21 protein-coding genes and 1 pseudogene are annotated in these 19,973 nt (G+C 67.7%); 9 read left to right on the top strand and 13 right to left on the bottom strand.

Annotated features, from left to right (window positions below):
• Positions 1-84: 84 nt before the first annotated feature.
• Positions 85-1,248: a substrate-binding domain-containing protein gene (locus tag LL236_RS02605; protein ID WP_228177506.1), complete on the bottom strand. Its 1,164-nt coding sequence runs from the start codon at positions 1,246-1,248 to the stop codon at positions 85-87.
• A 122-nt stretch (positions 1,249-1,370) separates the two neighbouring features.
• Positions 1,371-2,195 (bottom strand): sugar phosphate isomerase/epimerase family protein, encoded by an 825-nt coding sequence (locus LL236_RS02600; protein WP_228177243.1) that lies wholly within the window; start codon positions 2,193-2,195, stop codon positions 1,371-1,373.
• Positions 2,196-2,368: 173 nt separating this feature from the next.
• Between LL236_RS02600 and LL236_RS02595 the strand changes: the two genes are divergently transcribed.
• Positions 2,369-3,559 (top strand): ROK family protein, encoded by a 1,191-nt coding sequence (locus LL236_RS02595; protein ID WP_228177242.1) that lies wholly within the window; start codon positions 2,369-2,371, stop codon positions 3,557-3,559.
• Between the two features lie 42 nt (positions 3,560-3,601).
• Here LL236_RS02595 and LL236_RS15115 read toward each other — a convergent pair whose 3' ends face one another.
• The 4 genes and pseudogenes from LL236_RS15115 to LL236_RS02585 all read right to left on the bottom strand — a co-directional run bounded on the left by LL236_RS15115 (position 3,602) and on the right by LL236_RS02585 (position 5,067).
• The gene (locus LL236_RS15115; RefSeq protein WP_366767685.1) at positions 3,602-3,790 is read right to left on the bottom strand and encodes a 4Fe-4S domain-containing protein; all 189 of its coding nucleotides are present in this window, start codon (positions 3,788-3,790) and stop codon (positions 3,602-3,604) included.
• A pseudogene (locus LL236_RS15110) lies at positions 3,765-3,941 on the bottom strand (fatty acid desaturase); the annotation flags it as partial. The pseudogene LL236_RS15110 and the gene LL236_RS15115, both read right to left, overlap by 26 nt.
• Positions 3,942-4,417: 476 nt before the next feature.
• On the bottom strand, positions 4,418-4,816 hold the full coding sequence (locus LL236_RS02590) for a type II toxin-antitoxin system VapC family toxin (RefSeq protein WP_228177241.1): 399 nt from the start codon (positions 4,814-4,816) through the stop codon (positions 4,418-4,420).
• A complete protein-coding gene (locus LL236_RS02585; protein WP_228177240.1) occupies positions 4,813-5,067 on the bottom strand; it encodes a type II toxin-antitoxin system VapB family antitoxin in 255 nt (84 codons plus the stop codon). The genes LL236_RS02590 and LL236_RS02585 overlap by 4 nt, the downstream gene beginning before the upstream one ends.
• Positions 5,068-5,138: 71 nt before the next feature.
• On the opposite strand from LL236_RS02585, the gene LL236_RS02580 reads away from it, so the two are divergent.
• From LL236_RS02580 to LL236_RS02570, 3 genes are all read left to right on the top strand, one after another.
• Positions 5,139-5,381, top strand: coding sequence for a hypothetical protein (locus LL236_RS02580; RefSeq protein WP_228177239.1), 243 nt, complete (start codon positions 5,139-5,141; stop codon positions 5,379-5,381).
• Positions 5,378-5,815, top strand: a complete 438-nt coding sequence (locus tag LL236_RS02575) for a type II toxin-antitoxin system VapC family toxin (RefSeq protein ID WP_228177237.1) — start codon at positions 5,378-5,380, stop codon at positions 5,813-5,815. Before LL236_RS02580 ends, LL236_RS02575 begins: the two co-directional genes overlap by 4 nt.
• Before the next feature lie 149 nt (positions 5,816-5,964).
• A complete protein-coding gene (locus LL236_RS02570) occupies positions 5,965-6,231 on the top strand; it encodes a hypothetical protein (RefSeq protein ID WP_228177236.1) in 267 nt (88 codons plus the stop codon).
• Positions 6,232-6,270: 39 nt separating this feature from the next.
• Here the strand turns inward: LL236_RS02570 and LL236_RS02565 are convergent, their stop codons facing one another.
• On the bottom strand, positions 6,271-6,417 hold the full coding sequence (locus LL236_RS02565) for a hypothetical protein (RefSeq protein ID WP_228177235.1): 147 nt from the start codon (positions 6,415-6,417) through the stop codon (positions 6,271-6,273).
• A gap of 371 nt (positions 6,418-6,788) precedes the next feature.
• Here LL236_RS02565 and LL236_RS02560 point away from each other — a divergent pair, with 371 nt between their 5' ends.
• Entirely contained in the window at positions 6,789-10,052 is a 3,264-nt protein-coding gene (locus tag LL236_RS02560) for a DEAD/DEAH box helicase (RefSeq protein WP_228177234.1), read from the top strand.
• A 90-nt stretch (positions 10,053-10,142) separates the two neighbouring features.
• Positions 10,143-11,426, top strand: a complete 1,284-nt coding sequence (locus LL236_RS02555; RefSeq protein WP_228177233.1) for an ATP-binding protein — start codon at positions 10,143-10,145, stop codon at positions 11,424-11,426.
• A 158-nt stretch (positions 11,427-11,584) separates the two neighbouring features.
• On the opposite strand, the gene LL236_RS02550 is transcribed toward LL236_RS02555, so the two are convergent.
• The 3 genes from LL236_RS02550 to LL236_RS02540 are packed head-to-tail and all read right to left on the bottom strand — an operon-like array spanning position 11,585 to position 13,813.
• Entirely contained in the window at positions 11,585-12,271 is a 687-nt protein-coding gene (locus tag LL236_RS02550; RefSeq protein ID WP_228177232.1) for an arsenate reductase/protein-tyrosine-phosphatase family protein, read from the bottom strand.
• Positions 12,272-12,314: 43 nt separating this feature from the next.
• On the bottom strand, positions 12,315-13,601 hold the full coding sequence (locus tag LL236_RS02545) for a type II toxin-antitoxin system HipA family toxin (protein ID WP_228177231.1): 1,287 nt from the start codon (positions 13,599-13,601) through the stop codon (positions 12,315-12,317).
• Positions 13,598-13,813, bottom strand: a complete 216-nt coding sequence (locus LL236_RS02540) for a helix-turn-helix domain-containing protein (RefSeq protein WP_228177230.1) — start codon at positions 13,811-13,813, stop codon at positions 13,598-13,600. The genes LL236_RS02545 and LL236_RS02540 overlap by 4 nt, the downstream gene beginning before the upstream one ends.
• Before the next feature lie 244 nt (positions 13,814-14,057).
• Here LL236_RS02540 and LL236_RS02535 point away from each other — a divergent pair, with 244 nt between their 5' ends.
• Both LL236_RS02535 and LL236_RS02530 read left to right on the top strand, forming a co-directional pair.
• On the top strand, positions 14,058-14,300 hold the full coding sequence (locus tag LL236_RS02535; RefSeq protein WP_228177229.1) for a helix-turn-helix domain-containing protein: 243 nt from the start codon (positions 14,058-14,060) through the stop codon (positions 14,298-14,300).
• Positions 14,297-15,589, top strand: a complete 1,293-nt coding sequence (locus LL236_RS02530) for a type II toxin-antitoxin system HipA family toxin (protein ID WP_228177228.1) — start codon at positions 14,297-14,299, stop codon at positions 15,587-15,589. The genes LL236_RS02535 and LL236_RS02530 overlap by 4 nt, the downstream gene beginning before the upstream one ends.
• Before the next feature lie 87 nt (positions 15,590-15,676).
• Here the strand turns inward: LL236_RS02530 and LL236_RS02525 are convergent, their stop codons facing one another.
• Together LL236_RS02525 and LL236_RS02520 are read right to left on the bottom strand one after the other, a co-directional pair.
• On the bottom strand, positions 15,677-16,318 hold the full coding sequence (locus tag LL236_RS02525; protein WP_228177227.1) for an arsenate reductase/protein-tyrosine-phosphatase family protein: 642 nt from the start codon (positions 16,316-16,318) through the stop codon (positions 15,677-15,679).
• A gap of 156 nt (positions 16,319-16,474) precedes the next feature.
• A complete protein-coding gene (locus LL236_RS02520; RefSeq protein ID WP_228177226.1) occupies positions 16,475-17,317 on the bottom strand; it encodes a hypothetical protein in 843 nt (280 codons plus the stop codon).
• A gap of 196 nt (positions 17,318-17,513) precedes the next feature.
• Between LL236_RS02520 and LL236_RS02515 the strand changes: the two genes are divergently transcribed.
• The gene (locus LL236_RS02515; protein ID WP_228177225.1) at positions 17,514-18,392 is read left to right on the top strand and encodes a CPBP family intramembrane glutamic endopeptidase; all 879 of its coding nucleotides are present in this window, start codon (positions 17,514-17,516) and stop codon (positions 18,390-18,392) included.
• Here the strand turns inward: LL236_RS02515 and LL236_RS02510 are convergent.
• Positions 18,389-19,951, bottom strand: a complete 1,563-nt coding sequence (locus LL236_RS02510) for a helix-turn-helix transcriptional regulator (RefSeq protein ID WP_228177224.1) — start codon at positions 19,949-19,951, stop codon at positions 18,389-18,391. The two genes, LL236_RS02515 and LL236_RS02510, sit on opposite strands and share 4 nt — an antisense overlap.
• Positions 19,952-19,973 lie beyond the last annotated feature (22 nt).

Below are 19,973 nucleotides of genomic sequence, written 5' to 3'. Positions count from 1 at the left end.
TCGTCTCCGATGTCAGGGGTCAGTAAGAGGAAGAAGGATGGTGGGGGTGGATGCGGGCGGCATCCACCCCCGGAAGGGATTGGGTCAGTCGACGTATGCGTCGGTGACCGAAGCCGGCGGAGCCGAGTGGTACACGAGCTCCCACGCCTCGAGGACGTTCGCGTGGTCGACCGGCAGCGAGCTCAGTGCGACGTACGGCGGCACCTCGATGCCAAGGATCGACAGGGCTGCCAGACCCGCCTCAGCGACGCCCTGGTCGTAGGGCAACTGGGCACCCAGACCGACGATCATCTCGTTTTCGGCGAGAGCGATCGCCACGTTGGTCCCGAGGTCCTCGGTCGCGATCTTGATGTCGGTGCGGCCGTTCTCGCGAGCGGCAGCCATGACACCCTCGGCGGGGACGTCCCAGACGGCCCAGATGCCGTCGAGGTCGGCGTGCTTGGTGAGCATCGCCGTGGTCGCCGCCTGCGCATCACCGGCGAAGTCGGGACCGGCGATGCCCTGCTGCTCAACGATCTCGATGTCGGGGAACTGCTCGGTGATCGTGTCGACGAAGCCGTCGTAGCGCTGCTGGGTCACGAAGAAGTCCGCCTCGTGGTAGATCGCACCGATCTTGCCCTGGCCGCCCAGTGCCCGCGCCAGCAGGTAGGCGGAGGTCACGCCGTTGCCGTAGTTGTCGGCCGACACCATCGAGACGTAGTCGACGCCGGGGGTGAAGCCCTCGGGGACGTTGTCCATGAAGACGAGCTTGACGCCCTGCTCCGCGGCCTTGCGGTATGCGCTTGCGGTCGCGACCGTGTCGGTCGGGATCGAGACGATGATGTCGGGGTTCTGGGCCAGAACGGTCTCGATGTCGGACACCTGCTTGGCCGGGTCGAACCCGGCATCCGTGGTGGCGATGACCTCGATGCCGAGGCGCTCGAACTCCGCGTTCAGGCCCGCGATCTGGGCGTTGGCCCAGTCGTTGCCGCCGTAGTGCATGACAATGGCCGCGGTGAGCCCCATCTCGGCGACCTGGGCCGCCTGCTCGTCGGTGACGACAGCCTCGGACGCCGGTGCCGGCTCCTCGCCGTTGGGGCCGGTGCTCAGCACCTGGCCCGTGATCTCCTGCAGCGCGGCATCGATCTCTGCGGCGATCGCAGGATCGACGTCCGAGCCCGAGTCCCCGCCGCCGGCCGGCGTGCATCCGGCGAAGGCGAGGACGCCCACGACGGCCATGGCCGCCACGAGTGACTTCTTGATGTGCATGGTCACGTGCTCCCTTGCGTGTGATTGAGGGACGAATGGTGCTTCGTCCCCTCCTCCGGAACCGCCTTGGCTCCGGAACCCGTCTCGTCCCTCGCGTTCCGAGACGTTCCCGACCCGACGGATCAGGAAACGAGCCCCTCGGAGGAGAGGAACTCGAAGCTTCGCTTCGCGGCCGCGCTCGCGTCGCCGGCGTAGCCGTCGAGCTCGACCGTGATCCAGTCGTCATACCCGGCATCCACGACCGCCCGGATGATCGCGCTCATCGGCAGGTCGCCCTCGCCGAGGGGCATGAAGCCGCCCGCCTCGGCGTCGAGGTCTTTCAGGTGGACGTTGACGAGGCGGTCGGCATAGCGCTGGATGACCGCAACGGCATCGCCGCCCCCTCCTGCGATGTGCGCGACGTCGGCGCACAGCCCGATCGAGCTCGCCCCGAACAGCGCATCGATCTGATCGGGGCTCTCGGCGATGCTGCCCAGGTGCGGGTGGTAGCTGGGGATGAGCCCGGCATCCTCGGCCCGGCGAGCGACCTCGTCGAGCAGCGAGGCCATGATCTCGTAGTCGGCCTCCTGGCGGCCGGTGTGACGGATCGCGCCGCCGCCGAGCACGAAGTGCCGGGCGCCCAGCGACGAGGCGAGCGCGATCGAACGCGTGAACCGCGCCAACTCGTCGGCGTGCGCGTCGCGGTAGATGAAGTGTCCGCCCGAGTACACGCCTACGGGGGTGAGCCCGCGGTCGGCCGCAGCCGCGCGAAGCGTCCGCATGTCGTCCTCGAAGGGGAGCAGGTTGCCGTCGAACAGTTCGAAGCCGGCGAAACCGGCGGCAGCCGCCGCGTCGAGACCCACCGTCACATCGCCCGGAGTCACATAGAAACCGGACCCGATGTCGGTCACGGCGCCGGGAGTGCCGACCACACCGCCCCAGGCATTCATCTCGAACGCGAGCTTCACGGCTGTCTACCTCCTCGTAGGGGATCGTCGCAGCGACGTTAGCACTTATGACTTTTTCAAGTCAATAGTAGATACCGTAAGAGCTATAAAGTTCCGCACTTTGACCTTCTCAAGACGCAATGACATGATTTCTGCATTCTCTGATGCGGCATCGAAGAGACAAGGGAGCGGAGATGGGTACGGTCGGGGCCGGCGACCTCTTTCGGATCCTCCGCGATGGGAGCCCCCGCACCCGGGGGGAGCTCGTCGACGAGACGGGACTCGCGCGCACGACCGTCGTTGTCCGTCTCGCGGCGCTGCAGGAGATCGGCCTGGTCTCATCGCTCGGAAACGCAGCGTCGTCAGGCGGAAGACCCGCGTCCCGCGTCGCGTTCGACGCATCGGCGCGCACGGTCGTCGCGGTCGACCTCGGCGCTACCCATGGTGTCGTCGGAATCACCGATCTTCGCGGGGAGGTGCGCATCACCGAGCGCCGCGAGCTCGATATCGCCGCTGGCCCCCAGGCCACGCTCGACTGGGTGATCGAGGCTGCCCAACGGCTGCTCGCCGATCTCGATGTCGACCCGAGCACGGTGCTCGGCGTCGGGATCGGGGTGCCGGGTCCGGTGCAGCACTCGACAGGCAGGCCGATCCGTCCGCCCATCATGCCGGGGTGGGATGGATTCGACATCCCGGCATTCGTTCGGGAGCGGATCGATGTGCCGACGTTCGTGGACAACGACGTGAACGTCCTCGCGATCGGTGAACGGGCGACATCCTGGCCCGACGTTGACGACCTGCTGTTCATCAAGGTGTCCACGGGCATCGGAGCGGGTGTGATCTCGGGTGGCAGTCTGCAGCGTGGAGCGCAGGGATCGGCGGGAGACATCGGTCACGTGCAGGTTCCGCACTACTCGCTGGACGAACGTGATCTCGAAGCGATCGCCAGCGCCCCCGCGATCGCGCAGGAGCTTTCAGCTGCCTCCGGCGAGAGGGTGCCGCCGGGCGCCGTCGCGGAGCGCATCCGGATCGGGGACCCCGTCGCCATCGCCGCGGCCCGAGACGCGGGGCGAGCCATCGGCGAGGTCGCGGCCATGTGTGTGAGCCTGCTCAACCCCTCGACGGTCGTCGTCGGCGGTCGCCTCGGCGTGCTCGTGCAAGAGATCATCGCCGGCGTGCGGGAAGTCGTGTACAAGCGGTCTATCCCCCTGTCCACCCAATACCTGAACATTGTGCCGGCTCGCGGCGGCATCGATGCCGGCGTCCGCGGAGCAGCGCTCATGGTCATCGACGAACTCCTCTCACCCGAAGCCATCGACCGAATGGTTGCCGACCTCGTCGGGCGCTCGTCGTCCGGGCAACGGGAGTCATCGAACTCGCGGTAACGATCCGGGCCAGTGTCGCCCGGACGATGCGTCGTCCGCGGTTCAGTCCTCCTGGAGCCGGATCGTCGCGGACGGGCACAGCTCTTCGGCCTCCCGAGCGGCGGCCCATTCGGGCTGCGGGGGGTTCTCGTCGAGAACCCTGACGAATCCGCCGTCCTCGTCGCGGTTCGCGAACGCGCTCGGCGCCCGACGCCCACAGGTGCCGGACGCGCTGCACGTGGTCGGGTTGATGCGCTCGCACCAGTTTCTGCAGGGCGGGAAGATTCGGACGCGGCGCCCGAGGGAAGAGGTGATGCTCGATCTGGTACTCGAGGCCCCCCTTGAGGAAGTGCACATGCGGTCCTCCCCGGACGTTGCGCGACATGCGGACCTGGCGTCGCAGGAAGTCGATATCGGCGTCGTGCGGGAGCGGTCGGCATCCCGATGTGGTTCGGCGAGAACGCCCCGGCGAGCAGAAAGCCGAACACGGCGGCCTGCACCAGCACGAACGAGATGGCCATCAGCGGCGGGAGCACGACGAACAGCAGCGCCAGCTAGCCGAACACGCGGATGCCCACGAAGAGGATCTCCGTCCAGCGGAACCTCACGTTCTTGCCGGTGAGGATCGTCCGGAACGCCTCCACATAGCGATCACCACCCACTGCCGTCTCCCATCCGATCTCGCCGGGCCGCTGATCGCGACAGTATGAGGTCGGTTGGCCTCTCCCCGAGGGCCTTGTGTGAAGCGCGTTCGCTCGCTACCGCCCGCGGGTCCGGGATGGGGCGTCACGTCACAGCAGCGCTCCTTGCCGCTGCCATCTCTTCGACAGCGGGAAGGAGCGGCGTGTGCGCCAGCGGCAAGGCGTCGCAATGCACCTCTCAGATCGCAGCGCCGATGTCGGTCTGCGCGAAGTCGTCACCCTTGAACAGCAGTGCCGCGCCCAGGCTGCGGGCGAGCGCATATGAGTAGCAGTCGCCCATGTTCAGTGATGCGGCGTGGCGACCCTTGCCGAATCGGCGCCACGCTGCAGCTGCAATAGACGCCCGAGCGGCGTCGAACGGGTCGACTGTGACGCGAGCGCGAGAGATGAGGGCTTCGAGATCCCGGGTAGCTGCTGGCCCCTGACGGGCTTCGGCCACGATCGTCGCCTCCACGAGCGTTGCCGCGCTCACGTGCAGGTCGCCAACGTTCTCGGCGATCACGTGGGCGAAATGCGACGCATCCTCTTCGCCGAGGACGATGGCCATCAATGCTGACGTATCGAGTGCAACCGTCATCGGGGCAGGCCGTGCTCGTCGTAGCCGAGGATCTCGTCGGCCGACCGCGGATCCAGGGTCGCCCGATCGCGCCCTCGGGAGATGATCGCCTCGAGGTCGGCCTGCACGTCAGGTGTCGTGCTCTGTGCCCTGACTCGATCGAGGCGCTCGGCGAACGCCCGCCGCGCGGCAACCGTGATGCTCTCGCCCGTTGCATCAGCGAGAGCGCGCACCAAACGGTCGGCTTCCGGGTCCTTGATATTGAGAGCCATGACGAGATTCTACCTCTCAAGGAAGAAAGGGGGATGGATAGGGAGAAGTATACTCCTGCTACAGTATGAGCATGAAGACCGAGCGGCTTCAGGTGCTCATCGAGACGGAGCAGCGCGAACGGCTTGAGCGGGTCGCCGCTCGCCGTGGAGTGTCGGTTGCCTCGCTCGTCCGTCGAGCGATCGATGTCGCCTACCCCTCGGGCCTCGAGCAGAATGCCGCAATTGCTGCCAGCATCCTTGCTGCGGAACCGATGGACGTTCCCGAACCCGAGGATCTGCGCGCCGAACTCGACACCATCCGTGGGCGCGCATGATCCTGCTTGATACGACGGCGCTCGTCTACGCGGTCGGGTCCGAGCATCCGCTGCGGGAACCGTGCCGGGCACTGATCTCGGCGATCGGTGACGGACGGATTGCGGCAACGACCACCGTCGAGGTGCTTCAGGAGTTCACCCACGTCCGCGCGCGGCGGCGTGGGCGTGACGACGCCGCGGAACTCACCTCCCAGTTCGCGGCGCTGTTATCTCCACTCCTCACGGTCGACGCCGCCGACCTCACTGCCGGACTAGACCTCTACCGCGCGCACGATGCGCTCGGGGCGTTCGACTCCGTACTCGCGTCGGTCGCGATGCGCCGTGACGGGATGCAGGGATTGGTTTCGGCCGACCGCGCCTTCGCCACCGCCGGCGGACTCACGCACCACGATCCCGCATCGACGGGGTTCCTCGCCGCGCTCGGCATCGGCTGAGTCATCCTTAGGAATCGACATTTGCTGCCGTTCCTCCCCAGGGCGCGGCAACGACCTGACCTGCGCGCGTGGGCAGATCGCACACCTCGAGTGCTCGTGCGTGCGTACGGTTCTGGATATGTGCGCTGATCCAGCGCACACTGGAGAACATGGAGGTCGTCGTGGGAATGGACACACTTGCCGTGCTCGTTGCGCTCGCGGTTGGCATCGTCGGGCTCGCGACAACAGTGACGGCGTCTGCGCGACGAACCCGCACCGAGCTGAAGACTGAATTCGCGACGGAGGTATCGCGCCTCGACGACCGACTCTCGCGGCTAGATGACCGGCTGTCTCGGCTGGATGACCGTGTCTATGCCCTCGCGGCGGGCCTCGCGCCGCGTCTTGCGCCCGCGCGCGAAGCTCCGCGCGACGAGTAATCGGCGTTCGTCGCTCCCATCAACTCATCGGTAGCGTGATCATCGATGGATGACGAGGACGTGCGGCGCCGGTTCGCCGAGATCGCCGACGGCCTGACGATCGATGACCTTCGCGGTGTCATGGAGCAGATCGGCCGTACTCGCCTCGCCGACTACCTCGATCGAGATCGGCCGGAGCTGCGGCATCCACCCCGCCCCGACACCGTCAGCTTCCGCGTGCGCGCCGACCTCGGGCGGATCAAAGGTCAGCGGGCGAATCGACGCGCTGAGTGGGCGTATCGACGGGCTGCAGGGGGAGATGAATGCGCGGTTCGCGGCGGTCGACGTGCGCTTCAGCGCGCTCGAGCACCGGATCGACAACCTCGACCGCGACGTGTCGGCTCTCATCAAGCGCGCGCTGGACTCCTAGACTCGCGACACGCTGGCGCACGGCGTCCGCTGTGCTGCGCGCAGGACGATGAGGAGCCTTTCCTCCACAACGCTCCGAAGAACTCGGTTGTCAGCGAGTCGGCGTCGGCCGAGTTCGGGATGTCGGCGACGGCTGCAACGATGGATTCGTGGACTACTGGCATGAGGTTGCCCGATCACTCGGGGGTGCGAACTACGACCGCGCATGGGCGCTGAACGCGGCAGGGCGGGTCACGATCGTCGACCTGGATGCCGACAACACGCGCACCTCGCTCGATGCCGTCGTGCGCGATCGCGGCCACGGGGGCGATGACGTCATGGTCGTCTCGGCCGTCATCGAGCCTGCGCGCGGGTCGATGAGCGCCTACTGCAGTTGCGAGCACGCCCCGCACTGCGCGCATGTCGCTGCAGTGCTGCTCGCCGTCTCGGATGCAGGGACGGACTCGGACGCGAGAGCGCCGAAGGGCCAGTCATCCCCGCCGCGCGACAGCACTCCACCGTGGCAACGCTCTCTCGACGGGCTGCTGCCGGCATCCGATGCGGCCGCCGTGGAACTGTGTCTGTTCATCACCCTGCAGACACCGCGCGCGACGCGCTGGAGCAGGGCTCCGCAGCAGCCGAGGCTCGCGGCCCGGCCCGGGATGCGCGGTGCGCGAGGCGCATGGATCAAGGGCCAGGCTCGCTGGGGGCACCTCGACGGGCTGCAGGCCGATCCCGCGGCACTCGCACTACTGATCGAGCTCGACGTTCTCGACCCTGCCGCGAACTCGTGGGGCTACGCCTATCGCGACGACGAATGGATGCAGCTCGACCGGCTGCCCTCGCGAACGCTCTGGTCGCTGTTGACCGATCTCGAGGCGGCGGGGGTCACGCTCGTCTCGCCCGGCAAAGCGCAGCATCCGGTGCGGCTCGACGGGGAGCCGCTGACCCCGCAGATCTCGGTCACCGAGAACCGCAAGCGACTCGCAGTCCGCGGCGAGCTGGTGCCGGTGCGAGACGACGCCGGCGCCGGCGCCGACAGGGAAAGTGAACCGTCGGAGCCGATCGTGACCGTCGGCAATCCTCCGATCGCCGTGGGTCGGGTCACCGCAGCCGGCACCGCCGAAGAACGCATCGTGCTGCACCCCCTCGATCCGCCGCTCACCGGGCCGATGCGCGACCTGCTCGCCGCCGACCAGCCCATCTCGGTCGACACGGCAGGCAGAGAGCGCTTCGAGAGCCACTACCTCCCGCGGCTGCAGGCGATCGCGCCGGTCGTATCGCCCGATGCCAGCTACACGGTGCCGGCACCGCCGAGCACCGTGCTCGAAGTGCGCGTCGACCACGGCGACGGGCTTGCCCACCTCACCTGGCGATGGGACCGGCTCGGCGGCAGCATCCGTCCCGACCGGGATCGCGAGGCCGGCATCCTCGATTCCGTTCGCAGCACTGCAGGTGCTCACGCCTCCATCGTCCTGCCGGGGGAGCGGCCGGATGCTGCGATGGTGCCGCCCGACCAAACCCTGCGCGGCGCGGCTGCTGTGCTTTTCGTCGCCGAAGTGCTGCCCGGCCTGCGCTCGCTCGAGACCGTGCGGGTCGTCGAAGACGTCGAGGCCCCCAGCTTCCGTGCCGCATCCCAGGCGCCGGATGTCTCGGTCGCCGCCCAGCCCGGAACCAACGACTGGTTCGACCTGAGCGTGCAGGTGCGCATCGAGGGTGAGGACGTCGACTTCGCTGCCCTGTTCCGGGCACTCAGCGAGAACGAGCCGATCCTCGTCCTGCCGAGCGGCACCTACTTCTCGCTCGATACGCCCGAGCTGCAGCGCCTGCGCGAGATCATCGCCGAAGCCAGTGCCCTCTCGGACCGCCCCGTCACCTCGGTGCAGGTCAGTCGCTACCAAGCCGACCTCTGGGAAGAGCTCGTCGAGCTGGGCGTCGTCGCGCGCCAGGAGATCGAATGGTGGATGCGGGTGCGTGGGCTCAGCGACCACGATCAGCTCACCCCCATTGATGCGCCACCGACGCTGCGCGCCGAGCTGCGCGACTACCAGCGCACAGGGTACTCCTGGCTGCACTTCCTGCGCACTCACCAACTCGGCGGGGTGCTCGCCGACGACATGGGCCTGGGTAAGACCCTGCAGACCATCGCGATGATCGAGAAAGCACGACTCGATGCGCTTGAGACGGGCGACCAGCAGCATCCGCCGTTTCTCATCGTCGCCCCCACCAGCGTCGTCGGCAACTGGGCTGCCGAGTGCGCGCGATTCGCGCCCGAGCTGCGCGTCGCTGCGATCAGCGCAATGGGAAACAAGCGCGGCACGGCACTGGCCGACGAGGTCGCCGGGGCGCACGTCGTCGTGACCAGCTACGCGCTGTTCCGTCTCGAGTTCGACGCTTACGCGACCCTGGACTGGCAGGGGCTCATTCTCGACGAGGCTCAACAGATCAAGAACCCGTCGTCGCAGGGCTACAAATGCGCCCGGATGCTGGACGCTCCCTTCACACTGGTCATCACCGGCACTCCGCTCGAGAACAACCTGCTCGAGCTGTGGGCGCTCGTCTCGCTCGCGTGCCCGGGTTTGCTGGGAGGGCGCCGCAGCTTCACCGAGTACTACCGCACACCCATCGAACGAGAACGCGACAACGAACGGCTGCGGACGCTGCAGCGCCGCATCCGCCCCTTCCTGCTGCGCCGCACCAAAGAGCTTGTCGCATCGGAACTGCCGCCCAAGCAAGAGCAGCAACTCGTGCTCGATCTGCACCCGACCCACCGGCGGCTCTACGACCGCAGGCTCGCACGTGAGCGCCAGAAAGTGCTCGGTCTGGTCGACGACGTCGACGCGAACCGGTTCCAGATCTTCCGCTCGCTCACTCTGCTTCGCCAACTCTCGCTCTCGCCCGACCTGGTCGACGAAGGCGAAGCGCCCTCGGCAAAGCTCGACGCCCTCATCGAGCTGCTTCGCGAGGCAGCTGCCGAAGGGCACCGCGCCCTCGTGCTCAGCCAATTCACCCGCTTCCTCGGCCGCGCGCGGGATGCTGCGACGGATGCCGGGATCGCCTCGCTCTACCTCGACGGCTCAACGACCAACCGCGCTGCCGTCATCGACCAGTTCCGCACCGGCGACGCGCCAGCGTTCTTTGTCTCGCTCAAGGCGGGCGGTGTCGGGCTCAACCTCGTCGAGGCCGATTACGTCATCCTGCTCGACCCGTGGTGGAACCCGGCCGTCGAGGCGCAGGCCATCGACCGCGCCCACCGAATCGGTCAGACCCGGCCCGTCATCGTCTACCGGCTCGTCTCGAAGGGAACCATCGAAGAAAAAGTCATGGCACTCAAGACCACCAAAGCCCAACTGTTCGACCGCGTGCTCGACACCGACGGCGACGCCATCGGCGGCGGGCTCTCTGCCGACGACATCCGCAGCCTCGTCGACTGAACCGCGAATCCGGCGCGGAAATCTGCGTTTGGTAGCGTGAAAGTGCTGCGTTTGGTAGCGTATGGGTGCTGCTGATGGTAGTTTAACCGCATGGACGGCTACCTTCCTCGGTTGATGGATCAGCAGCTGACCGCTGCGCTCGGTGAGGTGGCAGCGGTAGCCGTCGAGGGTCCGAAGGGAGTCGGAAAGACAGCGGCGGCCACTCGCCAGGCCGTGAGTGTCATCCGGTTGGACGATGACTCGCAACGTCAGGCGTTCGAAGCCGACCCCAACCGCATCAGGTCGCTCGCATCGCCGCTGCTCATCGATGAATGGCAGCGATCACCACAGGCGTGGGACGTTGCTCGCCGATGGGTGGACGACGGAGCACCGACCGGAAGTGTCATCCTTACCGGGAGCGCACATCCGGCCGGAGCGGCTATTCACTCGGGAGCCGGCCGAATCGTTCCGCTTCGCATGCGGCCACTCTCGCTCGCCGAACGATTCCCTGGGACGGCGACCGTATCGCTGGGCGGCCTGCTGTCGAGCCAAGCGTCAGTCGAGGGCATCAGCAGCGTGGGGTTCCCGGAGTATGTTCGTGAAATCACGGCATCCGGCTTTCCAGGCATCAGATCACTCGCCCCGCGGGGTCAACGACTGCAACTCGACGCCTACATTGAGAACGTGATCCACCGCGAGTTCGCCCAACAGGGTCACGTCGTACGGGCACCCGACACCCTGCGGCGGTGGATGCGTGCTTACGCCGCCGCCACCGCGACCACGGCAAGCTACGCGACGGTGCTCGAGGCGGCCACGCCGGCTGAGGGCGCGAAACCCGCCAAGACGACAGCGATCGCCTATCGAGACGTGCTCTCGTCGCTCTGGCTGTTGGATCCGGTGGAGCCGTGGGTTCCGCGAGGAAATGAACTCGGTCGTCTTTCTCAAGCACCCAAGCACTTCCTCGCCGACCCCGCTCTCGTGTGCCGTTTACTCGAGCTCGACTCTGACGAACTCCTCGGATTCGACGGCGACGGATCGCGAACCTCGGAGTTCTTCGGCTCCGGTTACGGGCCGCTTCTCGGACGACTCTTTGAAGCGCTGGTCGCGCTCAGCCTCCACGCGTATGCATCCCACGCAGAGGCGCGGCTCGGCCACTTTCGCACCCGCAACGGCGACCGGGAAGTCGACTTCATCGTGCAACGAGGACGACGTGTTGTGGCCTTCGAGGTCAAGCTCTCGGCTGCTGTCGACGACTCCGACGTGCGGCACCTGCGCTGGCTTCGTGACCGCCTCGGGCCGCAGCTCGCGGATGCGGCAGTGATCACCACGGGCGAGCTCGCCTACCGAAGGTCGGATGGAATTGCGGTGATCCCGGCTGCACTGCTCGGGGCCTGACCTGAGCTGTCGCGCCTGCATAATCGCGGATCCGCGGGCGCGCGTTACTCAGGCCGGGAGGCGGGCTGTATGACAGGTATCCCGAGAACGGTGAGCGCTTCGGCTCGGCGGCAGGCGTAGGTCACGAAGCCGTCGAGGTATCGAGATAGACCGCCATCTCAGAAACGCTCGTCGTCGCGCAGCGCGTGCAGCTGCGGCGACAGCGAGTCGCCGGGCGCGGGCGGCATCAGCTCGGCGATTGCGCGACGCGAGACGAGAGCGCTGCGGATGACGCGAGCCACTTCCTCCACGGCCGGGAGGAGCTGGCTCATCGAGGTTTCGTAGGTGTTCCAGCTGCGGCCGGCCGGGTCGAGAACGTCATCCTCTGCCGGATCGGCTGGCGCGTCAACAGTGCCGCGGACGCTAAGCACCCGCGCGAGGGCAGCCTGGAACCGCGCTCGCGGGTCGTTGCCGGCATCCGTCGCAGCCTCGTGGATCTCGGCATCTCTCACGTGCCGTGACAGGCGAGCGAACTCGAGGATCGTGAACGCCTTGCGCAACAGCGACGGGTCGAGTTCGACCACGGCCTTGCGGTGCGCGCGCGTCATCGCCAGCACCAGGTCGCGACCGGCGAGCACCGGCTCGGTCAGACGCTTGGCCTGATGAGCCTCGATCTCTGCCGCCGGGATGCCGAGCTCAGCCGCGATCTCGCACGCGTGCTCGGTCATCGCCTCACCCGGACGCGGCTGGGTTCCGGCGCTCGCCACCTCGACCGGGAGATCGGCCAGGAGGAGACGCAGGTACAGCTCCGATAGGGGGGAGCGGACGATGTTGCCGGTGCAGACGGTGACGATCTCGATCGGCATGAATCGAGGGTACCTGGGGTGCGTTTCGTCTCGCTTCGCTCGGTCACCGAACGCGGACGAGCGGGAGGCGGCGAACGCCTGCCAACGCGGCATCCATCACCGCTACAGCGTCGGGGTCGAGATCGAAATCGGCCATGCTGGCTCGAGCAGCCTCGAAAGCTTCGACGAGACCCGATCTGATCTCGTCAACGACTGAGGATGCATCGTTCGGGGGTACACCGAATCGCGACCCCGTGCGGACGAGACCTGCCACAGAGATTCGGTCGAGTGCGTACTCGCCCGCCACGCTCATGGCGCTGCTGATGATCGCGGAGCCATCCCAGTACGCGGCGTACGTCAGCAGATCGTAGAGTGGCGCGAGCCGCACCGAGCGGCCCCTCAGCGTGAGGGAGTAGTTCTTGGCGTGAGCATCCGTGCACCCCGCCACCACGTTGAAGACGAACGCGCGGAAGAACGCGGCGCCGGTCGCCTCGCGATCCGCGACGAGCGGCAGGGAACCGATGAGCTGAGCGATGCTGGCCACGCCCGGTCCGCCGTCGCGTTGCTGGTACTTCTTCGACGGCGGCACGCTGAGCGCCTGGCACATGTCCTCTTGGTGGAGGCGATGCCACCGCCCATCCGTCCACTCGCGGTCGTATCTCTCGCTGATCAAGACGTTCCAGTCGCCGACACGGCCAAGCCGCGCGGTTGCGACATCACACCCAAGATGAGCCGCTGCGCGCAGAGTGAGTTGCTCAACCACGTCGATGCGGCGGAAGGTACCGACGACCGGCTTGAGGATGTGCGTGGTCGGTTGGCTTCCCTCAGGAACCGCCCAGCGGCCATCCGGCATCCGGAACAACGCGATCTTCGGTTGCGCGCCGGCGATGCTGAAGCGCCCAGCGCCATCCCCGACAGCGACGCCGTCGGTGTATTCGGTAACCACCTGGTCGAGCATCCGAGCCACCTCCGCCTCGGTGACCGGCCGCGCGCTCTGTTCGGCGCGCGCGTCGCTCGCGAGTTCAGCGGGCGGAAGGATCTGTACCGCGCCCGCCGCATCTGCCCCAATGTGCTCGAGGAGCGCGAACGGATTCCCGGGCACCGCCCCGAAGCGTCGTCCGATCGCCCGGAGCGCCTCGTCGTTGTCGGGGAGCAGCCCCTGGAGCCAGGGGAGCACCACTCGCTTTCGATGTGTTGCCGCACTCAGCGGCATCGCGAGCGACAGGGGAGTCGCATCGTGACGATCTCGGTAGTCGGCGTCATAGGTGAAGCTGACGTTTCCCGATGCCGACTGGGTGAGCATCCCCGTCGGGATGCCATCCAGATACACCGCCAGTTCGGATGCCGTCACCGCAGCGCCTGCCCGGTCGCGAGATCCCGCAGCACGACCTCGTAACCGAGCGCCTGGAAGAGATCGAAGAGCTTCGCTGACTCGACCGTCGGCTTGCCCGACTCGACATCGGCGACGAAGGATCGTGACAATCGCGCTCGTGTGGCGAGGTCTTGTTGTGTCCAGCCCCGCTGCGTGCGCAGCTCTCGTACAACTGCCGACGCGTCGCGCATTGTCAACACTCCGGGCCCCCTGATCAGTCCGTGCAGCCATACGGCTGCACGAGCGGTTGTCGCCGTACGGCTGCATTCTATGTTGTCGCCGTACGGCTACACAAGGCTTGGGCTCGGGGTACGTCACTCGAGTCTTGCTGCTCCCTGATGTTGTTTCGGGAATCGGCTGCGGGGTGATTCCCGAAATAACATCAAGGCGGGTATGATGTTGTAACGGGAATCACCGGCGTCAGGGGGACGTCCCATGCGAGTGCTCATCGACGACCCGAGCGACCTCGGGCGGCTCATCCGTCGCATCCGGGAACAGCATGGGTGGTCGCAACGCCGACTCGCCGCAGCTCTCGGGGTCGGTCAGCGCTACGTCCACGAACTCGAAACCGGGCGCGCGAAGAGGTTCGACACTCACTACCTGCAGGTGCTCGCCGCACTGGGCGTGCGACTTGTCGCCGAGGTTGATGATCCCGATCCCGCGGCATCCGGATCATGACCGACGCCCTGCCCGTGCGGCTCTATGACACACGCATCGGAACGCTCGAACGCACGGCGCGAGGCGGGGTGGTTCTGCGCTGGTCGCGCGAGGCGATCGACCGGTGGGGTGAGAACTCCCGGGTTCTCAGCGCTGGCCTGCGCGTCGGAGTCGCCGACGAGCAAGCCTCCGAAGCGTTCTTCGGGGGGCTGCTTCCCGAAGGCGAGCACATCGCCCGGCTCGCGCGGGAAGTCAAAGTCGACCGTGGCGATGTCGTAGGTCTGCTGGCGGAGGTCGGCGCCGACCTCGCCGGGGCGCTGCGAGTGGGTCACCTCGAGGCTCAGCAGCGCGACCCCGAGAAGCTCGACATTGACGCCGTCGGGGCGCTCCTTGACCGTGCGAGCGGCTTCCTCATCGGCGGGGGAGGATCTGCGCTCCCCGGCTTTCAGCGCAAGCTCACGCTCACACGCCGTGACGGATCGTGGTGGCGTGGGAACGGCGTCATCCCCTCGACCCACATCCTCAAGCCTGTCGCGGCGGATTACGCGGCATCCGTCGAGAGCGAGAACTATGCGCTGCAGGTCGCGCGGCACGCCGGGCTTCTCGCATTCGAAACCTGGACCGAAACCGTTGCGGGCCGCCCCGTGCTTGTCGTCGAACGCTACGACCGCGTCGACGACGGTGACACTGTTCGCCGCATCCATCAGGAGGATGCCGCGCAAGCGCTGCGCCTGCCATGGGGTGGCAACGACAAGTTCGAGCAGAACAACCCCAGCGCCACCCTGCGAGGCATCGCGGGCCTTCTTGACACCGGACGGACCGTCTTCGAGACGCCGTACGCCGACCGGCTACGCCTCGCGCGATACGCAGCGTTCACCATCGCCGTCGGCAACACAGACGCCCACGCCAAGAACTTCTCTCTGCTGCACGATGATCGGGGGCGAATCACGCTGGCGCCCATCTATGACGCGGCGTCCCTCGCTCTGGCCTACGACGCGACGGATGCCCTCGCCCTGCGGATCAACGGGGTGACACGTCTTCCCGATGTCACGGCTGATGACCTGGTCGCCGAGGCGACGAGTTGGGGTGTGCCGGGCGGCGAGGCTCGGAGGGTGATCGATGAGACGCTCGCCGCCGTCGTCGAAGCAACACGCGAGGTGCCCGCGCACCCGGCGATCGAGTCGCACGTGCCCGGCTACATCCGCGGACAGGCAGAGAACCTGCTCGCCGGACGACCCGCACGGATCTCGTCCACCATTCCGCTCTCGTTGCGTGAACGCATCGGCAGCCCGCAGGATCGGGACGCGTAGAGGCTGCGGCGTCGCGTCGCTCGGGCGGCGGCCGGGAGGGGTCGCTCGTTCAGCGACCGGGGGGTCGCTCGGATGGGGGCTGCCTGCTCACCGAACGGGCGCGGCCTCGCGGACGCGGTCGGCGAACGCCGCGGCGGCATCCAGCGCCGGGATCATCTCCGACACCATGCGGGCATAGTGAGAGCGACGCCGCGTCAGCTCAGGGTCGAACGCATCATCGACCGCCGGGTCACCCGGCGGATTCATCGTGCCCCGCACCTCGCGCACGAGGTCGGTCGCGGCGCGGACCCTCGCATCCGGATCATCGCCGGCGCCATCAAGCGCCCGCTGAAGGGTATCGTCGTCAACCGCCGCGGAGAGCCTCGCGAACTCACGCATCGTGAACGCGAGACCCAAGGCGCTCAGGTCCATCCGCACGCACGCACTGCGATGGATGCGAGCAGCACCGAGAATGATGTCGGCCTGCTCCACCATCTCGCGCGTCAACAGCTGCGGCCGATGAGCCTCGGCATCCGTCATCGACAAACCCAGCGCCTTCGCCGCATCCCGAGCGCGCCGCGTCATCCCGTCGCCGGGCGCCGGATGCGTGCCAGCACTACGCACGGTGATCGGACGATCCGCGAACTTCGCGCGCAGATAAAGCTCGGCCAACGGCGAACGAATCATGTTCGCCGTACACACCACAAGGACATCGACCATTGATCCCCAGATCTCTTTGGTCCCCACCACTTCGGGTGTCGAAGCCCCGTCCCCATGTGCATCGACATGACGCATCGTAGGGGGCGAATGTGAACGGGGGGTTTCGTGGGCGCGGGGTGCGTTTCGTCTCGCTTCGCTCGCTCACCGACCGGGGAGTGGGCGCTCGCGAGGCGACCGGGGAGGGGGTCAGCGGGTGGCTACGAAGGTGTCGCCCGCCCAGATCCAGGGCGTGCCGTTGGCATCCAGGGTTACGGCAACCGCGGCATCCGTCGGAACGCTCGGTATGCACGTCGCAGCCCCGGGCTCTGCCACCAGCAGCCCGTCGCAGGATGCGGCATCCGCCCGCGCCGTCGTGATCTGACCGTCGCCGGCAACCGTCAGCGCCAGGACTCCGGCCTGATCCAGGGAAGACCAGGTGGCGGCATCCGTCGTCTGGGAGGCATCCGAACCGCAGATGACCGCCGTTGTGCCACCGTTAGCGCGGACGCCTGTCGGTGTTGCGCACGGGGCGTCGAGTGCGCCAGCCGGTGTCACGACTGCCGCCGGATTCGCGGGGTCAACGTACGTCGACGAAGCGAGGATTTCGTCGTTGGGTTCCCAGAACTCGCCGTACGTGAAGGTCCGCAGCCCCTGCAGTTCGCAGCCATCACCCATCAGCGCGACGATCATCGCCTGATCCGCCGCATACGGCTCCAGGGCGAGGATCTGCTGGATTCCGCGATAGCGGGGCGTCACATCACTCCACGTCGCACCGCCATCGGTTGAGCGCTCGAGCAGCGGCTCCACCGAACCGCACGCGCCAGCCGTCGCCCGCCACATGTCGCCGGCGTTGACCATGAGAAAACGCTCATCGGCGCCGGTAGCCGCCGCGACTGTCGAGGTCGGTGTCGGGGTGGGCGTCGCGGTCGGCGTCTCGACCCCCATCGTGGGGGTGACCCGCGGCGACTCGGTCGGGGGAGGAGTCTGCGTGCGCGTGATCGCGAGCCAGCTGAGGCCCCCAACGGCGAGGATCAGCACCGCGACGATCACGATCGACACCCACGCGGGCACAGAGCCCCGGGAGCGGCGTCTTGACGTGCTCGAGCGGTAGGCCACGGCGGTCCTCGCGTGTCGGCTGGTGTACGGCGGGCGGAACGGTATCCGCTCGCCCTCGCGATGCGGATAGAAGCGTGTGGTTCCGGCGCCGAACCGGCGAGGAGTTCCCCCGACAGGTACCCTGGCGCCTATGACGGAGTCTAGCGCGGCGACAGTACGTTCACGGGAACGAGGATCGTCGAGGAGCTCAGACTCGGCCGCGGAACCCGGATCCTCGCGGCGATCCGCCTCTTCACGCGGGTCGGATTCGTCACGCGGGTCGGATTCGTCCCGCGGTTCGCGGCGGAGCGAACGCGCCAGCCACACCTGGCGGTCGGGCGGGTCATCCGTCGCCCGGTGGGACTGGGAACTCGTCGGATGGGCAGTACTGCTGCTCGGTGCCGGCATCCTGCTGTCCACCCTCGCCGACCGGCTCGTCGGCGGAACCCTCGGCGCGGCGCTCTCGCTCGCCGCCCTCTGGGGCGGGATGCTCGCCGCCATCATCCTGGCGTTCGTGCGCTCGCGGCCCCGGATGCTGCTGCGCTTCCACCCGTTCGACCTGCTCTACGGCGTCGTGCTCGGCGTGCTGTTGCGCTTCATCCAGGGTTTCCTCGAGATCGCCGGCACCGGCACTGCCGCGTGGCCCACAGCAGGCACGCTGGACGGGTCACTTCCGGCATCCTTCTGGTTCGACGGGGTGCTCGCACCGGTCGTGATCGCGCCGCTTCTCGAAGAGTTCTTCTTCCGGGCCGTGCTGCTCGTCGCGATCTTCACGGCGGTCAGACGGATGACGAACTCCCGCTCGTGGGCCGGGTTCGCCGCCATTGCCGTCACGACTCTGCTCTTCATCGGGCTGCACCTCGTGTTCGACATCTACACGTGGTGGTCGGTTGCCACTCTCGGAATCGTCGGACTCGTCTGCGCCGGCCTCGTCGTGGCCACCTCGCGCATCTGGGGAGCCGTACTCACCCACATCGTGTTCAACGGCGTCGCCGTCGCGATGCTGCTCGTCGGCACGGTCGGCGCCTAGGGCGTCGGGGGAAGTGAGACCAGACCGAGACGGGTCGCCTCGGCGATCGCCTCGTGGCGCGAGGAGACGCCCATGCGTCGGTAGAGCGAGCGCACCTGCGATTTGATCGTGTTGACCGACACGTGCAGTCGCGCCGCGATCTGCGCGAGCGAGTCCGGGCTCGCCAGCGCCACCAACACCTCCCGCTCGCGCGGCGTCAGGATGACGGCGGGCGGTGGGGCTGCGACGGCCGCGTGCTCGAGGTGCGCGGGCAGGTCGATCGGAATCTCGTCGCGCACGGCGGCCGGCACCACGGCGAACGGGCGCCACAGCCCCTCATCGCGGGCAAGCGCCGCCGCCGCACCGGAGATTCGTTCCTCTGCCGGCAGGCCCGCCCGCTGGAGCGCGAGAGAGGTCAGCAACAGCGCCTCGAGGCGCACCGACGGCCCGACCCCGCGCCGTTGCGCGAGCGACCGGGCAGCGTGCACGGCTACCAGCGGATCGGCACGCGTGATGAGCGCGCGCACGGCGCCGAGGGCACACAGCGGCGGGAGGGACTCCGGGTCGCGAAGCGGCATCGTCGGTGGCATCCCGAGCATCTCGCCGGCCTTCTCGCGCAGGAACGTCGCAACGCACAGCCCGAGCGAGCCCGCCGGCAGCTGGCGGTTCTCGGTCTCGGCGTCGACGAGATCCATGACGCTCGCGGGGTTGCCGGTCGCGAGACGCCACCGGCCCTCGGCCAGCACGACGAGCGGCCAGAACTCGAAAAGGAGGTCGCGGTCAAGGCTCGCCAGCACCTGCGGAGCCGATTCGTCCATCCGCTCGACGGCGATCAGCGCCCGCGCCAGCCGGGTGCGCGCCCGGATGCGGTCGGCGTAGGCGTTGTTCGGATGACGCTCGGTCTCGGCACGTGCCAGCGTCGCTTCGGCATCCCGCAGCCTGCCCTCCATCGCGAGGACGCACGCCTGTTTGATCAGCGCGTCGCGACGGATGCCGAGCTCGGCATCCCCGTCGGTAGCCGCGAGCGCCGCGCGATAGTCGGCGAGCGCTGCGGCGGTGTCACCGGCGAGCAGCTCCGTCGTGCCGAGCTGAGAGTAGGCGGCGGCGAGGAACTGCGGAAGCTGCGCGGGTTCGTGTGCCGACTCCGTCTCGATGTGCTGGCGCAGTCTCTGCGCGACATCCCGGGCCTCGTCGAACTCGCCGCGCAGTCGGTGCGCGATCATCCGTTGCGCGATACGCCAGCCCTGATCGGTCGGTGCGTCCAAGTTCGACCCGGGCGCTGCATCCATCGGGCGGGTAGCCAGCAGTCGAATGCGCTCGGGGCTGTCGAGCACGGGCAGCGCGAACCGCTTGGCGAGGAGAAGGGCCGGGGGTGCGGCATCCTCGGGCACCGGGGCAAGCAGGCGTCGCAACTCGGCCGGTCGGTCGAGGAACAGCGGCCAGAGGCCGGCGTTCAGCAGCCGGATCGCGGTAGCTGCGTCGTCGCGCTGCCACGCGGCGTCCACCTGCTCGATCAGTGTCGACAGCACCTCGGCAGAGGTGGATGGCGTGGCATCCGGCTGTGGTGTCGGCATGAACATGCGGTTCCTTCCCGTCACCACC

Origin of the sequence: Microbacterium schleiferi (assembly GCF_020781975.1) — a bacterium.
Taxonomy (GTDB): domain Bacteria; phylum Actinomycetota; class Actinomycetes; order Actinomycetales; family Microbacteriaceae; genus Microbacterium.
This window is presented reverse-complemented; position numbering and strand designations above follow the sequence as displayed.

Bases quoted from the DNA above. Each gene is read 5' to 3' on its own strand.
- LL236_RS02530 (WP_228177228.1), top strand. From the start codon at position 14,297: ATGACCGACGCCCTGCCCGTGCGGCTCTATGACACACGCATCGGAACG.
- LL236_RS02580 (WP_228177239.1), top strand. From the start codon at position 5,139: ATGAAGACCGAGCGGCTTCAGGTGCTCATCGAGACGGAGCAGCGCGAA.
- LL236_RS02585 (WP_228177240.1), bottom strand. From the start codon at position 5,067: ATGGCTCTCAATATCAAGGACCCGGAAGCCGACCGTTTGGTGCGCGCT.
- LL236_RS02555 (WP_228177233.1), top strand. From the start codon at position 10,143: ATGGACGGCTACCTTCCTCGGTTGATGGATCAGCAGCTGACCGCTGCG.
- LL236_RS02605 (WP_228177506.1), bottom strand. From the start codon at position 1,248: ATGCACATCAAGAAGTCACTCGTGGCGGCCATGGCCGTCGTGGGCGTC.
- LL236_RS02535 (WP_228177229.1), top strand. From the start codon at position 14,058: ATGCGAGTGCTCATCGACGACCCGAGCGACCTCGGGCGGCTCATCCGT.
- LL236_RS02595 (WP_228177242.1), top strand. From the start codon at position 2,369: ATGGGTACGGTCGGGGCCGGCGACCTCTTTCGGATCCTCCGCGATGGG.
- LL236_RS02515 (WP_228177225.1), top strand. From the start codon at position 17,514: ATGACGGAGTCTAGCGCGGCGACAGTACGTTCACGGGAACGAGGATCG.
- LL236_RS02570 (WP_228177236.1), top strand. From the start codon at position 5,965: ATGGAGGTCGTCGTGGGAATGGACACACTTGCCGTGCTCGTTGCGCTC.
- LL236_RS02550 (WP_228177232.1), bottom strand. From the start codon at position 12,271: ATGCCGATCGAGATCGTCACCGTCTGCACCGGCAACATCGTCCGCTCC.
- LL236_RS02565 (WP_228177235.1), bottom strand. From the start codon at position 6,417: ATGCCGCAGCTCCGGCCGATCTCGATCGAGGTAGTCGGCGAGGCGAGT.
- LL236_RS02575 (WP_228177237.1), top strand. From the start codon at position 5,378: ATGATCCTGCTTGATACGACGGCGCTCGTCTACGCGGTCGGGTCCGAG.
- LL236_RS02540 (WP_228177230.1), bottom strand. From the start codon at position 13,813: ATGCGCGACGCGTCGGCAGTTGTACGAGAGCTGCGCACGCAGCGGGGC.
- LL236_RS02510 (WP_228177224.1), bottom strand. From the start codon at position 19,951: ATGTTCATGCCGACACCACAGCCGGATGCCACGCCATCCACCTCTGCC.
- LL236_RS02590 (WP_228177241.1), bottom strand. From the start codon at position 4,816: ATGACGGTTGCACTCGATACGTCAGCATTGATGGCCATCGTCCTCGGC.